Source organism: Mesorhizobium sp. YL-MeA3-2017, from assembly GCF_030814575.1.
GTDB classification, from domain to species: Bacteria; Pseudomonadota; Alphaproteobacteria; order Rhizobiales; family Rhizobiaceae; genus Mesorhizobium; species Mesorhizobium terrae.
Genome location: NZ_JAUSVH010000001.1, coordinates 3047729 through 3062772, shown reverse-complemented (window position 1 = coordinate 3062772; position 15044 = coordinate 3047729). Strand labels below are relative to the sequence as shown.

Genomic DNA, 15044 nt, shown 5'->3' with positions numbered 1-15044 from the left:
TCAGAGGCCGAGTTCGGCGCGCAATTCTTCCGGTGTGAGTATAGCAACGGCGCCTGCCGGACCGGGCATCGGCTTCTCCGGCCAGAAGATCGTCTTCATGCCGGCGGCTAGGCCGGACATCGCCCCGGTCGTGCTGTCGTCGATGGCCACGGCGTCCTTGGGATCGACACCGAACAGCCAGGCAGCGCGCAGGAACGGCTCCGGGTGAGGCTTGCCTTCGCGCACGTCGTTGCGACTCACCGTCTTCATGCCGGCATGGGACAGGCCGACGGCGCCGAGATTGGCGTCGACGATCATGCGGTCGGAATTCGAAACCACCGCCTGTGGCACCCCGCGCGCCTGTAGCTCGCGGTAGATCTCAATCGCGCCCGGTCGCGGCTGCAGGCCGCAGACATTGGCGAGATAATAATCGTATTTGCGGGCGATCCACTCGTCGAAGGGCAAGGCGAGGCCGAATTCATCGCGCATCATGTCGTAGACGAAGGCGGCGGTCTTGCCGAGCACCCGCTCGTGCAGATCGGCGGGCGCGGTCAGGCCGACACCGCGCATGGCGGAAACCAGCGCCGCATCATGCAATGGCTCGCTGTCGACAAGCGTTCCGTCCATGTCCCAGAAAACGGCTTTCGGCGTCATCGGCGATCCTTTCGACGCTGCTTCATAGAGGATTTGCGCAGCGTGACAACGGCTAACGCGCCCAGTGCGGCTATTTCCGCGAACCTCAGCGGAAGAAAACGAAGCCGATGACGACGAAGGCCGGAATGAGTATCGCGCCGGACCATAGCATATAGCCGAAAAAACCGGGCATCTTGACGCCCTGGTGGCGCGCGATGGCATAGACCATGAAATTCGGCGCGTTGCCGATATAGGTGTTGGCGCCCATGAAGACGGCGCCAGCCGAGATCGCGGCCAAGGTCTTCGCCAGCCCCGTCATCATGTGTTGCGCGTCACCGCCGGCCAGTTCGAAGAAGACGAGATAGGTCGGCGCATTGTCGAGGAACGAGGACAAGGCGCCGGTCAGCCAGAAATAGGCGAGATTGTCGGGCGCGCCATCCGCCCCGGTCACCAGGGCAACGAGCGGCGCCAGCCCGCCGTTGGTGCCCGCCTTGAGGATGGCGATCACCGGGACGATACAAACGAAAATGGCGGCGAACAGTTTCGCCACTTCGGCGATCGGCCCCCAGGCGAAGCCGTTGGCCTGGCGGTATTCCTTGCGCGACACCGCCAGCGACAGCAAGGCCAGCGCCATTATCAGTGCGTCACGCACCAGGTTCTGCAGTTCGACCGCGACACCCAGCACGGAAAGCTCGACGCCCGGCTTCCAATAGGCCGACAAAAGGATCGCGCCGATGACACCGGCCAGCAGCGGCAGATTGGCCAGGCCACGGATGCGCACCCTGGAATCCGGCGTCGGGTCCTTGATTTTTGGCTGCCCGGCCTCGCGCCGATGCAAGACCAGATCAAGCGCCAGAAAAGCCGCCAGAACGATGACGCCGGCAAGCAAGGTCTGCTGCCAGATATGCGTCGTCGTCCAGAAGAAGTCGACGCCGCGCAGGAAACCGACGAACAGCGGCGGGTCGCCGAGCGGCGTCAGCGCGCCGCCGATGTTGGAGACCAGGAAAATGAAGAAGATGACGACATGGGCGTTGAACGGCCGGTTGTCGTTGGCGCGGATGACCGGGCGGATCATGATCATCGACGCACCGGTGGTGCCTACCACGGAAGCAAGCAGCGCGCCCAGCAGCAGGAGGCCGGCGTTGACGAGCGGCGTGCCATGGATGTTGCCGGCGACCAGAATGCCGCCGGAAATGGTGAACAACGCAAACAAAAGCACGATGAACGACAGATATTCGGTGATGAGCGTGTGCAGAACGGCATTCACCGCCAGCCCCGGTCCAAAGACCAGCGCCAGTGGCACGACCACAAGCACGGCCCAAAGCCCGGCGATCTTGCCGTAGTGATGTTCCCACAGATGGTGGAACAGCAATGGTCCGGTGGCGATCGACAAAAGCAGTCCGGCAAACGGCAAGGCCCACCACAACGACATCGTCGTTCCCGGCAAACCCTCGGTAGCCGAGGCCGGCGCCGCTGCCAAAACACAGCACGCGACCAGCGCCACAATCTTCGAAATATGCACCCTCCCCCAGCCCTTCACTTGCTTCAGCCGACTGCGTGCCGTTGCCTGGACACCATCAGACCAAGGTGACGCCAGCGGCTCGCATGCGCCCGAGCATGGTGTCGACCGAACCATTCAGGTCGATGCCACGGCAGGCGTCGAGGCGTACCGTCGTGGCAAATCCCTGTTTAGCGGCGTCGAGTGCGGAGAAGGCCACGCAGAAATCCGTGGCGAGACCGACCAGCGTGATCGCGCCGATGTTGCGCTCGCGCAAATAGCCGGCAAGGCCGGTCGGCGTGACATGGTCGTTCTCGAAGAAGGCGGAATAGCTGTCGATGCCCGGGCGAAATCCCTTGCGGATGATCAGTTCGGCCTTGCTCCAGGCCAGGCCCGAATGGAAATCCGAGCCGATGCTGCCCTGGATGCAATGGTCCGGCCACAGGGTTTGCGGCCCGTAGGGCATTTCGATCATTTCGAAAGGCTGCTTGCCCGGATGGCTGGAAGCGAAGCTGGAATGGCCGGCCGGGTGCCAGTCCTGCGTCATCACCACGTGCTCGGCATTGCGGATCAGGTCGTTGACCAACGGGACGATCTCGTCGCCGCCCGTCACTGCAAGAGCGCCACCGGGACAAAAGTCGTTCTGCAGGTCGACGACGATCAGCGCTTCATCAGCCATGGAGCCACCTTTCAGCCAATTGGGAGGCCGCCTTGGCGACCGGGGTGCAGAAACTCGACCAGATGACCGCCGGCGTCAACCTCCAACGCCCGCGACCGTCATCGAAGTCGATGCACCACCTGTGCTTTGACAAAGACCACCATGCTGATATCATTTGCATACGAATGAATTTGCCGGCGATGCACCGGCCGATCTTCAGGGGAAAAGGCCTCTTTCGAGAGGCACCGGGAAGGCAGGCGTGATCCGTTACGCGAAACCCGCCACACTCGACCAGGCGCTCACGCTGCTCGGCGAAACCTCGTGGCGCGTGCTTGCCGGCAGCACTGATTTCTACCCTGCGCAAGGCAACCGCCCGATCCGCGAAAACATTCTCGATATCAACGGCATTGCCGCCCTGCGCGGCGTGACCGAGACCGACACGCATTGGCTGATCGGCGCCCGCACGACCTGGAGCGATATCATCCAGCAGCCGCTTCCCGCAGCCTTTGACGCACTGAAGCAGGCGGCGCGCGAGGTTGGTTCGCCACAGATCCAGAACGTCGCAACGATAGCAGGCAATCTGTGCAACGCCTCGCCCGCAGCCGACGGCGTACCGGCCTTGCTTACGCTCGACGCCGAGGTGGAATTGCGATCGCAAGCATCTAGTCGTCACCTGCCGCTCTCCGCCTTTGTTCTTGGCAACCGCCGCACCGCGCGTAAACCCAACGAACTGGTCACTGCAATCCGTGTGTCCAAGGCAAGTGCGACCGGGACATCGGCCTTCGTCAAGCTCGGTGCACGGCGCTACCTGGTGATCTCGATTGCCATGGCGGCGGCAAGGCTGATCATCGACGACGGCATCGTCCAGCAGGCGGCGATCGCGGTCGGGGCGTGTTCGGCCGTGGCGACACGGTTGCCGGACCTGGAACGGATGCTCGTTGGCCGCCCCGCGGATCGGCAGCTCGCCGATATTGCCAACATCGCCCCGATGCCGCAGCTGTCGCCAATCGACGATGTCCGCGGCTCCGCCGGCTACCGGCTGGAAGCGGCGCACCGGATCGTCGCCCGCGCGATCGACAGCGCCGCTGGCCTGCCGCACCAGACGGAGGTGGCGGCATGAGTATGGAGCGCGCCGACATCACCTTCCTGGTCAACGCCGCGCCCGTCACCGTCAGCGTGCCGCCGGTCTCCCGACTGTCTTGCGTTCTGCGCGACGAGTTGCGGCTCACCGGCACCAAGGTCGGCTGCGATGCCGGCGATTGCGGCGCCTGCACCGTGCTGGTCGACGGCCAACCTGTCTGCGCCTGCCTGACGCCGGCCGCCGCCGTCGCCGGGGCGGCGGTGACCACGGTCGAGGGGCTGGCGAATGGGCGCCTGTCGGCGCTGCAAGCGTCGTTTCTCAGGCACGGCGCGGCACAATGCGGCATCTGCACGCCCGGCCTGCTGGTGACCGCGACGGCGTTGCTGGAGAAAAATCCGCACCCCAGCGAGGCGGAGGTGCGGGATGCGCTGGGCGGAATCCTGTGCCGCTGCACCGGCTACCGCAAGATCATCGCCGCCGTCATGGACGTGGCGGCGATGGAACTTGCCCACCGCGACACCGATCTCGATTTCCGCCTGCCGGAGGCTGGAAAGGCCGTTGGCGCCTCGCCCATTCGGCTGGATGGCGTGCCGAAAGTAACAGGCGCCGAAAAGTTCGGCGGCGATTCCTTTCCCGAAAACGCGCTGGCAGTGCTTGTGCTGCGCTCGCCGCACCACCATGCCCGCTTCGCCTTTGGCGATCTTGATGCCTGGGTAAAGGCACATCCCGGCGTGGCCGGCATTTTCACCGCCGCCGACATTCCGGGAAGGAACCGGTTCGGCGTCATCCCGGCTTTTGCCGATCAACCGGCGCTGGCGGAAGGCATGGCGCGGTTCCGTGGCGAAGCGGTGGCGCTGATCGCGGCCGAACGCGCGGTCGCCGGCGATCTCGACCTCGGCGATTTTCCCATCGAATGGGCGCAGGAACCACACACGCTTTCGATGGAAGAGGCCCTCGCCGACGGGGCGAGTTTGATCCATCAGGATCGCGTCGCCAATCTGCTGACCAAGGGGCTTGTCGAGCGCGGCACGCCGGAGGAAGCCCTCGCGCAGGCCTTCATCACCGCATCGAGCCGCATCGAAACCTCTTTCGTCGAACACGCCTATATCGAACCGGAGGCCGGTTTTGCCTATCTGGACGGTGACACACTGGTCGTCGTGGCCTGCACGCAGGCGCCCTATATGGACCGCGACGATACTGCCCGCGTCCTCGGCATGCCGGCCGAAAAGGTGCGCATCGTGCCGACGGCGACCGGCGGCGGCTTCGGTTCCAAGCTCGACATCTCCGTACAGCCGCTGATCGGCCTGGTAACGCTGAAGACCGGCCGACCGGCGGCACTCGCCTTCACGCGCACCGAATCGATGATGGCGACGACCAAACGCCACCCGGCGATCATGCGGGCAACGGCCGGCGCGAGCGCGGACGGCATCATCAGCGCCATGGTGTTCGACGCAGACTTCAACACCGGCGCGTATGCGAGCTGGGGACCGACGGTCGCCAATCGCGTGCCGGTGCATGCGAGCGGCCCCTATGCGACGCCGCACTACCGGGCCGAAGGCCGTGCCATTCACACCAACGGACCAATTTCCGGCGCTTTCCGTGGCTTCGGCGTGCCGCAGGCAACGATCATACAGGAGGCGCTCTACGATCAGCTGGCCGACCGGCTCGGCATCGACCGGCTGGCCTTCCGCCTCCGCAACTGTCTTCGGAACGGCTCCGAAACGGTTACCGGCCAGAAACTGGAGGCGGGTGTGGGCATCGGGGCCTGCCTTGAAGCGCTCGAACCGCATTGGGCGCGCGCCATGAGCGAGGCCGAGGCCTTCAATGCCGGCGAGGAGGCGAGACATTTCTCGAGGCGGCGCGGCGTCGGCATCGCCTCCTGCTGGTATGGCTGCGGCAACACCTCGCTGCCCAACCCGTCCACCATCAGGGTTGGCATATCGCCGGCCGGAACCGTTATCCTGCATCAGGGTGCTGTCGACATCGGCCAGGGCTCCAACACCGTCATTGCCCAGATCTGCGCGGATGCGCTGGGGTTGCCGCTGGAAGCGTTTGTCTTGAAGGGCGCGGACACCGCGATCTCGCCGGACGCCGGCAAGACATCCGCCTCGCGCCAGACCTTCGTCACCGGTAAGGCAGCCGAAAAGGCCGGCCGCACGCTGCGCGAAAGCATGCTGCGTTATGCCAATGTCTCCGATGCCGCGTCGTTTTCCCTCGATGGTGGCGCGCTTGTCATCCGCGAGGGCGATGCACGGCGTCGCATCGATCTCGTTGGCCTTCCGGCGGACGCGGACGGTTTCGTGTTCCGGGCCGAGGGGACCTACGACCCGCCCACCTCGCCGCTCGACGCCAAGGGACAAGGCAGTCCCTATGCCGTTTATGGCTACGGCGCGCAGATGGCCGAGCTCGAGGTGGATCTCGCGCTGGGCACGGTGAAATTGCTGAAGATCACCGCGGCCCACGATGTCGGCAAGGCGATCAACCCGATCCTGGCCGAGGGTCAGATCGAAGGCGGTATCGCACAAGGTATCGGCATGGCGCTGATGGAAGAATACATTCCCGGCCGCACCGAGAACCTGCACGACTATCTGATCCCGACCATCGGCGACGTGCCGCCGATCGAGACGATCCTGGTCGAGGTTCCCGATCCCGAGGGGCCGTTTGGCGCCAAGGGGCTGGGCGAACATTCGCTGATCCCGACCGCGCCAGCCATCCTCAATGCCATCCGCCACGCCACCGGCGTGACGATGACGAAGGTGCCGGCGACGCCGTCGCGGGTGCTCGCGGCAATCCAGGCGGCATCGCGATGAGCGAACTGGCCGAACGCTTCGAAACCCACGACCCCGGCGAGAAGTCGGTTGCGGAGAAGATCCGCTGCGATGCCTGCCCGGTTATGTGCTACATCGCCGACGGTCGCAGCGGCGCCTGCGACCGCTATGGAAATCGCGACGGCCGCATCGTGCGGCTCGATCCGCTGACGATCCTCGACCATGCCGCAGAGACCGGGCAGCCGGTTGTGCCCTTCGGCGCCGAGGGAGAAGCCTGGGCCGGCGAACTCGTCAACACCGGCCGGCGCTTTGTGACGGCGATCGGTGCTGGCACCACCTATCCCGACTACAAGCCGGCGCCATTCATCGTCAGCCAGGAGGTCGAGGGCGTCGATCTCGTCACGGTAGTGACCGAAGGCATCTTCTCCTACTGCGGCGTCAAGGTGAAGATCGACACCGACCGCCATATCGGCGACGAGACGGCAACCGTGCGGTCGGCGGGCGAAGCGATCGGCCATATCACCACCGGCGAATACGGTTCGCAGATGCTGTCGCTCGGCGGCGTGCATCATCTGACCGGCGGGTCCAAGGCGGAAGGCCGTGCCACTTGCGACGCGCTTCTGGCATTGTGCAACAAGCAACCGGTCGAGCTTACCATCGACGGCGGTGCCAGCATCGTCGTGCAGGCAGGCAAGGCGCCGGTAATCGACGGCCAACTGGAACAGCGCATGCGGGTCGGTTGCGGGTCGGCCACCATCGGCATGTTCGCGGCGCAATGGCGCGGGCTGGTCGACGAGGTCGTCGTCGTCGACGATCACATCACCGGCGTCGTTTCCGAACACCAGGCGGGCAAGGTGCTGGGCTGGGCCGACACGGGCATCCGCATCATTGGGCGCCGCTCGACGCCCGGCCGCTATTTCAAGGTATCGGAACCCGGGCTCGGCTGGGGCGGCACGACCATCGACGACCCGCTGTCCATTCTGGGTCCATGGAACGCGGCGAAAGGCGCGCGGCCGGGCCTGTCGCTGCTGATGGTCTCCACCACCGGCGAGCAGTTTGCCTATTACGAACTGGACGAGGCATTGCGACCGATTGAAAAACCGTTCCCGGAGCGGCTCGGCAAATCGGTCTCGCTCATTGAGGAGAATTGTGAACCGGCGCTGTGTACGGTGCTGTTCGTCGGCGGCGCCGGCGGCAGCCTGAGAGCCGGCGTGACCGAAAACCCGGTCAACTTGACCCGCTCCGTGCAACGTCTGGAAACCTATGTCACCGTCGGAGGCGCCCCGGTCTATGTCTGGCCGGGCGGCGGTATCACCCTGATGGTCGACGTCAGCCGCGTGCCGGACGGTGCCTTCGGCTACGTGCCGACACCGGCGCTGGTGGCGCCGATCGAATTCACGCTGCGCCGCGACGACTATCTGAGGCTCGGCGGCTACGAGGCGGAAATCCGCAGCCTTGCCGACGTCTTCGCGCATGGCGGCGAATATCTTAACGCGCGCCGCAGCGCCGCTGCGCCAGGCGAAAATCCCTGGCCACCGCTGGTGCAGTTGCGACAGGGCGGAAGCGCGCGATGAACGCCCCCGAAGCGCACTGGCTGGCCGATGGGCGCCGGCTTCATCTCCATCATGGGCCGATAGACCTGATCATCGAAGCCTTTGGTGACGGGACCGAAATGCGGGTCGCATATGAACAGGCGGCGGCACGCTTCCAGACGATCCTGCCCGAACTGGTGACCGAACTGCCGGCACTACGGCAACCGTCCGCGTTAAAACCTCGCGATTTCGCCGACCCCACCGCGCGGCGTATGGAGGCGGCGGTGTCGCCGCTGGCAAGAACCTTCATCACGCCGATGGCCGCGGTTGCCGGATCGGTCGCCGACGAGGTACTGGCAGCGATGCTGCGCGGCCGCAATCTCCAACGCGCCTATGTCAACAATGGCGGCGACAGCGCGTTGCACCTCGCGCCGGGCCAATCGATGACACTGGCCATTGCCGGAACCGGACACGGCTTTTCCGACCGCATCCTGGTGCGCGCCGAAGACGCCGTGCGTGGCATTGCGACCAGCGGCTGGCGCGGCCGCTCCTTTTCGCTCGGCATTGCCGACGCGGTGACGGTTCTGGCACGCAATGGCGCCGAGGCCGACGCGGCGGCAACGCTGATTGCCAATGCCGTCGACCTGCCCGGCCATCCAGCAATCTCCCGGCGTCCAGCGCTTGCTCTGGCCCCCGACAGCGATCTCGGCGACCGGCTGGTCACGACCGGCGTCGGGACGCTCTCGCGCCAAGAAACCGCCAAGGCACTGGACAGTGGCCTGGCCGTCGCCGAAGACTTTCGGCAGCGCGGGCTGATCGAAGCAGCGGCCTTGTTTCTCAACGGCGCGGTCGCGGTCAGTGGAGAGATCGAACCGACCTCCCACTGCGACCACTCGCCATTCCTTTCAACCGACAGATCGACCGCCAAGGACCCAGCCCATGCCTGAATTTCCCATTCGAAAAATCGCCGTGCTGAGCGAGGAGATCATCCATGACGGCGGGCCGGCGGCGAATATGCCGCGCCGCCGCGCTGCGGCCATGGCCTTGGTCAAGAACCCCTTTGCCGGTCGCTATGAGGAGAAGCTGCAAGGCGCCATGGACGACCTGAAACCTCTGGGGCTGCTGTTGACGGATCGACTGATCGCCGCACTCGGCGGCGACGCGCATATCATTGACGGCTACGGCAAGGGCGCCATCGTCGGCAGCGCCGGCGAATTGGAACATGGTGCGCTGTGGCACGCGCCGGGCGGCTATGCGATGCGCGAACGGCTGGGCGAAGCCAAGGCGATCGTGCCCTCGGCCAAGAAGGTGGGAGGCTTCGGCGCGCGGCTCGACGTGCCGATCGGCCATATCAACGCCGCCTATGTGCGCTCGCATTTCGACGCCATGGAGATCGGCATCGCCGACGGGCCTCGCCCCGACGAAATCCTGTTCTGCCTTGTCATGACCTGCGGGCCGCGCATCCACAACCGCATGGGCGGCCTGGAGGCCAAGGACATCAAGTTGTGGGACGGCCAAAGATGACGGCCAGCAAGGCGCCGCTGACGCTCGTCGACCACGACGAGGCGGATGAAATCTATCATCTGCAAGACCAGGTCGGCTTCGTGCTGCGCAAGGCGCACCAGCGGCACCTGTCGATCTTCGCTTCGCGTATCGCAGACCTGACGCCGCCGCAATTCGCGGCGCTGGCCAGGCTCCACGAGGTTGGCGAAACCTCGCAGAATCAGCTCGGCCAGATGATTGCCATGGATGCCGCCACCGTGAAGGGGGTCATCGACCGGCTGAAATCGCGCGGCTATGTCGATCTCAAGAAACACGAGACTGACAAGCGGCTGCTTTTGGTGTCGCTGACGGCTGCCGGGCGTAAGGCCATCGAACAACTCATACCGTTGGCGAAGGCCATCACCGGCGAGACCCTGGCGCCGCTGTCGGCCAGGGAGGCGGCGCAGTTCCTGCGCCTGCTGGCCAAGATCGCGTAATCCACCGCTTCGTGTGCTGCGCCCGGGTGCATCCGACGGACGTCAGCCCGAAGCTGACGGTTGTTCGCGCTACGGCTCGATGCCGAACATCTTCTTCGCCTGGCTTGCCGTGTAGTAGCCCTGCGCCACATCGTGGCGGACCGCTTCGGGATCGCGCTTGCGCGGATCGCCATAACCGCCGCCGCCGGGTGTCTCGACGCGAACGCGGTCGCCCGCCTTCAGCGGGATGTCCTGTTCCTTGGAAAGATGCTGCGGCACATGCTCCTTGCCATCGCGGATCACCGTCACCGTGTTGACGGCGCCGTCGCGACCGCCCAGCACGCCTTGCGGACCAAAGCGGCCGTGATCCATGACGAAAGAGGCACGCGCCTCGCCACGCAGCAACTCGACCTCATAGGCCAGCCCGAAGCCGCCACGATGGCGCCCCGCGCCGCCGGAGCCTTCACGCAACGCGTAGTGACGGTAGAGCACCGGGAAAGCCTGTTCCATGATCTCGACCGGCGGCGACTTGGAAATGCCAATGGTCGAGCAGCCGTTGGCAAGCCCGTCGTGACGGGCGTTGCCGCCATAACCGCCGCCGGAAATCTGGTACATGACATAGTCGCGGCCGCGAGCCGGATCGTGGCCGCCGAGCGCGAAATTGCCGCTCGACCCAGCAGGCGCCGCCGTCACCTTGTCCGGGAGTGCCTGCACCATGGCCGCGAAAACCGCTTCCGCGATGCGCTGCGAGACTTCCGCCGCGCAACCGGAAACCGGGCGCGGATAGCTGGCATCGAGGAAAGTGCCTTCCGGGCGCTTGACGATCAACGGCTCGAAAGCGCCGGCGCTGATCGGCACATCCGGAAAGATATGGCGCATGGCGAGATAGACCGACGACAGCGTCGTGGCGAGCACGCTGTTCATCGGCCCGGCGCAGGGTTTCGATGAACCTCCGAAATCGAAAGTCAGCGTGTCGCCCTTCTTCTCCACGGCAAGCGCGATGGTCAGCGGTTCGTCGACGACGCCGTCGGAATCGACATAGGCCTTAGAGCGGTAGATGCCATCGGCGATGGCCGCTATGTTGGCACGCATCTGCTCGGCGGCGCGCTGGCGTAATTCCGCGACCGCTGCAGAGACGGTTTCGTCTCCGTAACGATCTAGGATTTCGTTGAGCCTGTCCTGCCCGACAAGCAGGGCGGCGGCCTGCGCTTTGATATCGCCGATGCGCTGGTCGGCGACACGGATGTTGGAACAGATGATGGCGTAAATCTCGGGATCGAGCACGCCTTTCTTGAACAGCTTGACTGGCGGCAGGCGCAGCCCTTCCTGTTCGACGGCGGTGGCGGAGGCGGAAAAACCGCCTGGCACGGCGCCACCAATATCCGGCCAATGGCCCGTGTTGGAGAGCCAGCAGAAGATCGCGCCGCCGCGATAGATGGGCATGGCGAAGCGCACATCCATGAGATGCGTGCCGCCGAGATAAGGATCGTTGACGATGTAGATGTCGCCCGGTTCCGGTGGCAGGCAGCGGCCAGCGGCGATCATCTCGATGACGATCCGGGTTGAGTACTGCATGACGCCGACGAAGACCGGCAGGCCTTGCGAGCCTTGCGCGATCAACGCGCCGTCAACGGCCGAATAGATGCCGTCGGAACGATCGTTGGCTTCAGCGATGACCGGCGAGAAAGCGGCGCGCGAAAAGGTCAGGTCCATCTCGTCGCAGACCTGCTGCAGACCCGCCTGTATGACGGAAAGTGTAATGGCATCGAGGCTGATATGCGTCATCGGCTGCCCACCTCGACGATCAGATTGCCGTCGGCATCGCTGGTTGCCCTGTCGCCCGGCTCGAGCACGGTGGTGGCATCCATCTGCTCGATGATCGCCGGGCCCTCGATCTCCGCCTCGAGTGGCAGTTTTTCGCGGGCATAAACCGGCGTGTCGCGCCAGACGCCGTCATACCAGACCAGGCGAACCTCGGCGCGGGCCTCGGCCAGCTTGCTGGCGCGGCCAGCGGGGTCGATCAGCGTCGACAGATCGATCTGCGGCCGCACACCGGTAACCGAGGTGTTCAGATTGACGAGATTGGCGCGGATTTCCGGCAGCTCGACCTTGAAGCGGACAAAATAGGCCTTTTCGAAAAGCCCCTGCAGGGTGGCGCGGTCGACCCGCGCCGATGGCAGCGGCACATTGATCAGGTGGGTCTGGCCGACGAACTGCATGTCAGCGGAATGGCTGACGCGGACCGCCTGTGGCTTCACCGCTTCCTTGGCGATCAGGCTTTCACCCTCGGCGCGATGCGCCTCGAGGATCTGTTCCACGCGCTTTTCGTCGATGCTGGCGACGGGCTGGTTCAGCGTGTTGACGAAGTCGTGCCTCATATCGGCGACGACGCAGCCTAGCGCATTGGTGATGCCCGGCCGTGCTGGCACCAGCACGCGCGGCAGGCCAAGCTCGCGCGCCAGCGCGCTGGCGTGCAACGGACCGGCCCCGCCGAAGGCGAACAGCGTGAAGTCGCGCGGGTCGTGGCCGCGGCCAACCGACACCATACGGATGGCGCCTGCCATCTTGATATTGGCCAGCCTCAGCACCGCGCCGGCCGCCTCGACGCCGGAGAGGCCGGTGAACAGGCCGATCTTGTCCTCGAATATCCGGGTCACGCTTTCGACGCTGACAGGATTGTCGACGGCGAGCAGTTTTTTCGGCGCCAGGCGACCGAGCACCAGATTGGCATCGGTGATGGTTGGCAGCTTGCCTCCGCGCCCGTAGCAGATCGGGCCGGGACTGGCACCGGCGCTTTCCGGCCCGACGCGGATCAGGCCGGCCGCGTCGACACGCGCGATCGAGCCGCCGCCGGCGCCGACCGTGTGCACAGCCACCATCGGCACGTGGATCGGCATGGCGTATTCCAGCTCGATCTCGTTGGAGACAGCCGGTTCGGCATCGCGGATCAGCGCCACATCGGTGGAGGTGCCGCCCATGTCATAGGTGACAAGGTTACGGTGGTCGGCACGGCGACCGGTATAGGCGGCGGCGATCACACCGGAGGCCGGACCAGACATCACCGTCTTGGCGGCTTCGTGGGCGACGAAACGCGCCGAGATCATGCCGCCATTGCCGTTCATGATGAGGAAGTCGCGCTTATAGCCCTGGCCGGCGAGTTCATCGCGCAGCCGGGCGACATAACGCTCAAGGATCGGCTGCACGGCGGCGTTGACGGAGGCCGTCACGCCGCGCTCGAATTCGCGCGCTTCGGACAAAAGCGTGTGACCGACGGTGATATGGCCGTTCGGCCAGAGCTCGGCGGCGATCTCGGCGGCGCGGCGCTCGTGCAGCGGGTTGGCATAGGAATGCAGGAAATGGATGACGAGCGATTCACAGCCTGCCGCCAGCAACCAACGTACCGCATGCCGCACACCCTCCTCGTCAAGCGGGACACGCACCCGGCCCGACGCTTCCACGCGCTCGTCGATTTCGAGACGCAAGAGACGCGGGATAACCGGCTCGAAGGTACCGGTCATACCATAGGCCTGCGGCCGGGTGCGCCGGCCGAGTTCGATGATGTCGCGGAAACCAGCCGTTGTGATCATGCCGGTCCGGGCCAGCCTGCGCTCCAGCACGGCGTTGGTAGTGGTGGTGGTGCCGTGGACGATCAGGTCAATGTCGGCGGGGCTGACGCCGGTGGCGCCGAGCGCCGAGACGACGCCGAAGGCCTGATTGTCGAGCGTGGTCGGCGTCTTGGCGATGCGGACCTTGCCGCCATCGCGGCCATCGATCAGGATCAGGTCGGTAAATGTGCCGCCAACGTCGATGCCGGCGACGACATTGTCCGATTGCGCCGGAACTTTCTCATTCATCGCCGAAATCCGAAAAGTCCGAACTGCCGATGAAGGCCAGTTTGGAAAGGCGTTCCGCGGCACGATCTTGACGCTAAGATCATTTGTATACTAATAGATTTCCGTTACAAGAGCCTGCCCCTAGACAATGCCGAGGCATATCGGGACCCGCAAAAGCGGCGCGCAGGAGAGCCCCAGGCAGCAGGAAAAGGTTGGTTCTATGAGCACCGCTTCCGCCCAGAGCACGGATGCAGCCACGCCGTTGCAGTTCCCTATTCCGGCGAACGTTTTTGCTGAAAAGGTCGTTTCGGTGAAGCACTACACCGACCGGCTGTTTTCCTTCCGTATCACCCGGCCGCAATCGTTGCGTTTCCGCTCCGGCGAGTTCGTCATGATCGGCCTGCCGAATGCGGAGAAGCCGGTATACCGCGCTTATTCCGTGGCGAGCCCGGCATGGGACGAAGAGCTCGAATTCTTCTCCATCAAGGTGCCGGACGGCCCGCTCACCCAGCACCTGCAGAAGATCCAGCCCGGCGACACCATTTTGATGCGCCACAAGGCGACCGGCACGCTGGTGCTGGACGCACTTACCCCGGCCAAGCGCCTGTTCATGATCTCGACCGGCACCGGCATCGCGCCCTTCGCCAGCCTGCTGCGCGACCCCGATACCTACGAGAAGTTCGAGCACGTCTATCTCACCCACACCTGCCGCGACGTGGCCGAGTTGGCCTATGGCCAGGAACTGGTGGCAGCGCTGGCGGAGGACCCGCTGATCGGCGAATTCACCAACGGGCGCGTGACGCTCTACAATTCGACGACGCGCGAAACCTCCGAGCGTATGGGCCGCATCACGGCGCTGGTCGGCTCCGGCAAGTTCTATACCGACCTCGGTATCGAGCCGCTGAACCCGGAAACCGACCGCATCATGATCTGCGGTTCGATGCACATGCTGAAGGACGTCAAGGAAATGGCTGAAAGCCTTGGCTTCGTCGAAGGCTCGCTGAGTGCTCCAGCCACCTTCGTGGTGGAACGCGCCTTCGTCGGCTGATCGATGGTGGTTGCGACGTCAACCGCTCGAAGAAATGGCGCCCGAGGGCGCCATTT

General features: G+C 64.8%; 12 protein-coding genes. 7 read left to right on the top strand and 5 right to left on the bottom strand.

All coding sequences use genetic code 11. The annotated features are described in order from the left end of the window. The 3 genes from QFZ88_RS14690 to pncA all read right to left on the bottom strand — a co-directional run bounded on the left by QFZ88_RS14690 (nt 1) and on the right by pncA (nt 2789). A complete protein-coding gene (locus tag QFZ88_RS14690; RefSeq protein ID WP_024924371.1) occupies nt 1-633 on the bottom strand; it encodes an HAD family hydrolase in 633 nt (210 codons plus the stop codon). An 85-nt stretch (nt 634-718) separates the two neighbouring features. Further along, the gene (locus QFZ88_RS14685; protein WP_036255310.1) at nt 719-2119 is read right to left on the bottom strand and encodes a sodium:proton antiporter; all 1401 of its coding nucleotides are present in this window, start codon (nt 2117-2119) and stop codon (nt 719-721) included. Nucleotides 2120-2189: 70 nt separating this feature from the next. Further along, nucleotides 2190-2789: a bifunctional nicotinamidase/pyrazinamidase gene (pncA, locus tag QFZ88_RS14680; RefSeq protein ID WP_024924373.1), complete on the bottom strand. Its 600-nt coding sequence runs from the start codon at nt 2787-2789 to the stop codon at nt 2190-2192. Between the two features lie 238 nt (nt 2790-3027). Here pncA and QFZ88_RS14675 point away from each other — a divergent pair, with 238 nt between their 5' ends. From QFZ88_RS14675 to QFZ88_RS14650, 6 genes are read left to right on the top strand one after another with little or no spacing between them, the layout of a single operon-like run. Next, nucleotides 3028-3888: an FAD binding domain-containing protein gene (locus QFZ88_RS14675; RefSeq protein ID WP_024924375.1), complete on the top strand. Its 861-nt coding sequence runs from the start codon at nt 3028-3030 to the stop codon at nt 3886-3888. Further along, entirely contained in the window at nt 3885-6659 is a 2775-nt protein-coding gene (locus QFZ88_RS14670; RefSeq protein ID WP_024924376.1) for a molybdopterin-dependent oxidoreductase, read from the top strand. Before QFZ88_RS14675 ends, QFZ88_RS14670 begins: the two co-directional genes overlap by 4 nt. Beyond that, a complete protein-coding gene (locus QFZ88_RS14665; protein ID WP_024924377.1) occupies nt 6656-8191 on the top strand; it encodes a 6-hydroxynicotinate reductase in 1536 nt (511 codons plus the stop codon). The genes QFZ88_RS14670 and QFZ88_RS14665 overlap by 4 nt, the downstream gene beginning before the upstream one ends. Then, entirely contained in the window at nt 8188-9096 is a 909-nt protein-coding gene (locus QFZ88_RS14660) for a UPF0280 family protein (protein WP_024924378.1), read from the top strand. Before QFZ88_RS14665 ends, QFZ88_RS14660 begins: the two co-directional genes overlap by 4 nt. Then, entirely contained in the window at nt 9089-9673 is a 585-nt protein-coding gene (locus QFZ88_RS14655) for an amino acid synthesis family protein (protein ID WP_024924379.1), read from the top strand. The genes QFZ88_RS14660 and QFZ88_RS14655 overlap by 8 nt, the downstream gene beginning before the upstream one ends. Next, the gene (locus tag QFZ88_RS14650) at nt 9670-10128 is read left to right on the top strand and encodes a MarR family winged helix-turn-helix transcriptional regulator (RefSeq protein WP_024924380.1); all 459 of its coding nucleotides are present in this window, start codon (nt 9670-9672) and stop codon (nt 10126-10128) included. Before QFZ88_RS14655 ends, QFZ88_RS14650 begins: the two co-directional genes overlap by 4 nt. Nucleotides 10129-10197: 69 nt before the next feature. Here the strand turns inward: QFZ88_RS14650 and QFZ88_RS14645 are convergent, their stop codons facing one another. Continuing rightward, nucleotides 10198-11892, bottom strand: a complete 1695-nt coding sequence (locus QFZ88_RS14645; RefSeq protein ID WP_036255305.1) for a hydantoinase B/oxoprolinase family protein — start codon at nt 11890-11892, stop codon at nt 10198-10200. Then, entirely contained in the window at nt 11889-13961 is a 2073-nt protein-coding gene (locus tag QFZ88_RS14640; protein WP_024924382.1) for a hydantoinase/oxoprolinase family protein, read from the bottom strand. The genes QFZ88_RS14645 and QFZ88_RS14640 overlap by 4 nt, the downstream gene beginning before the upstream one ends. A gap of 199 nt (nt 13962-14160) precedes the next feature. Here QFZ88_RS14640 and QFZ88_RS14635 point away from each other — a divergent pair, with 199 nt between their 5' ends. Then, a complete protein-coding gene (locus QFZ88_RS14635; RefSeq protein WP_024924383.1) occupies nt 14161-14988 on the top strand; it encodes a ferredoxin--NADP reductase in 828 nt (275 codons plus the stop codon). Nucleotides 14989-15044 lie beyond the last annotated feature (56 nt).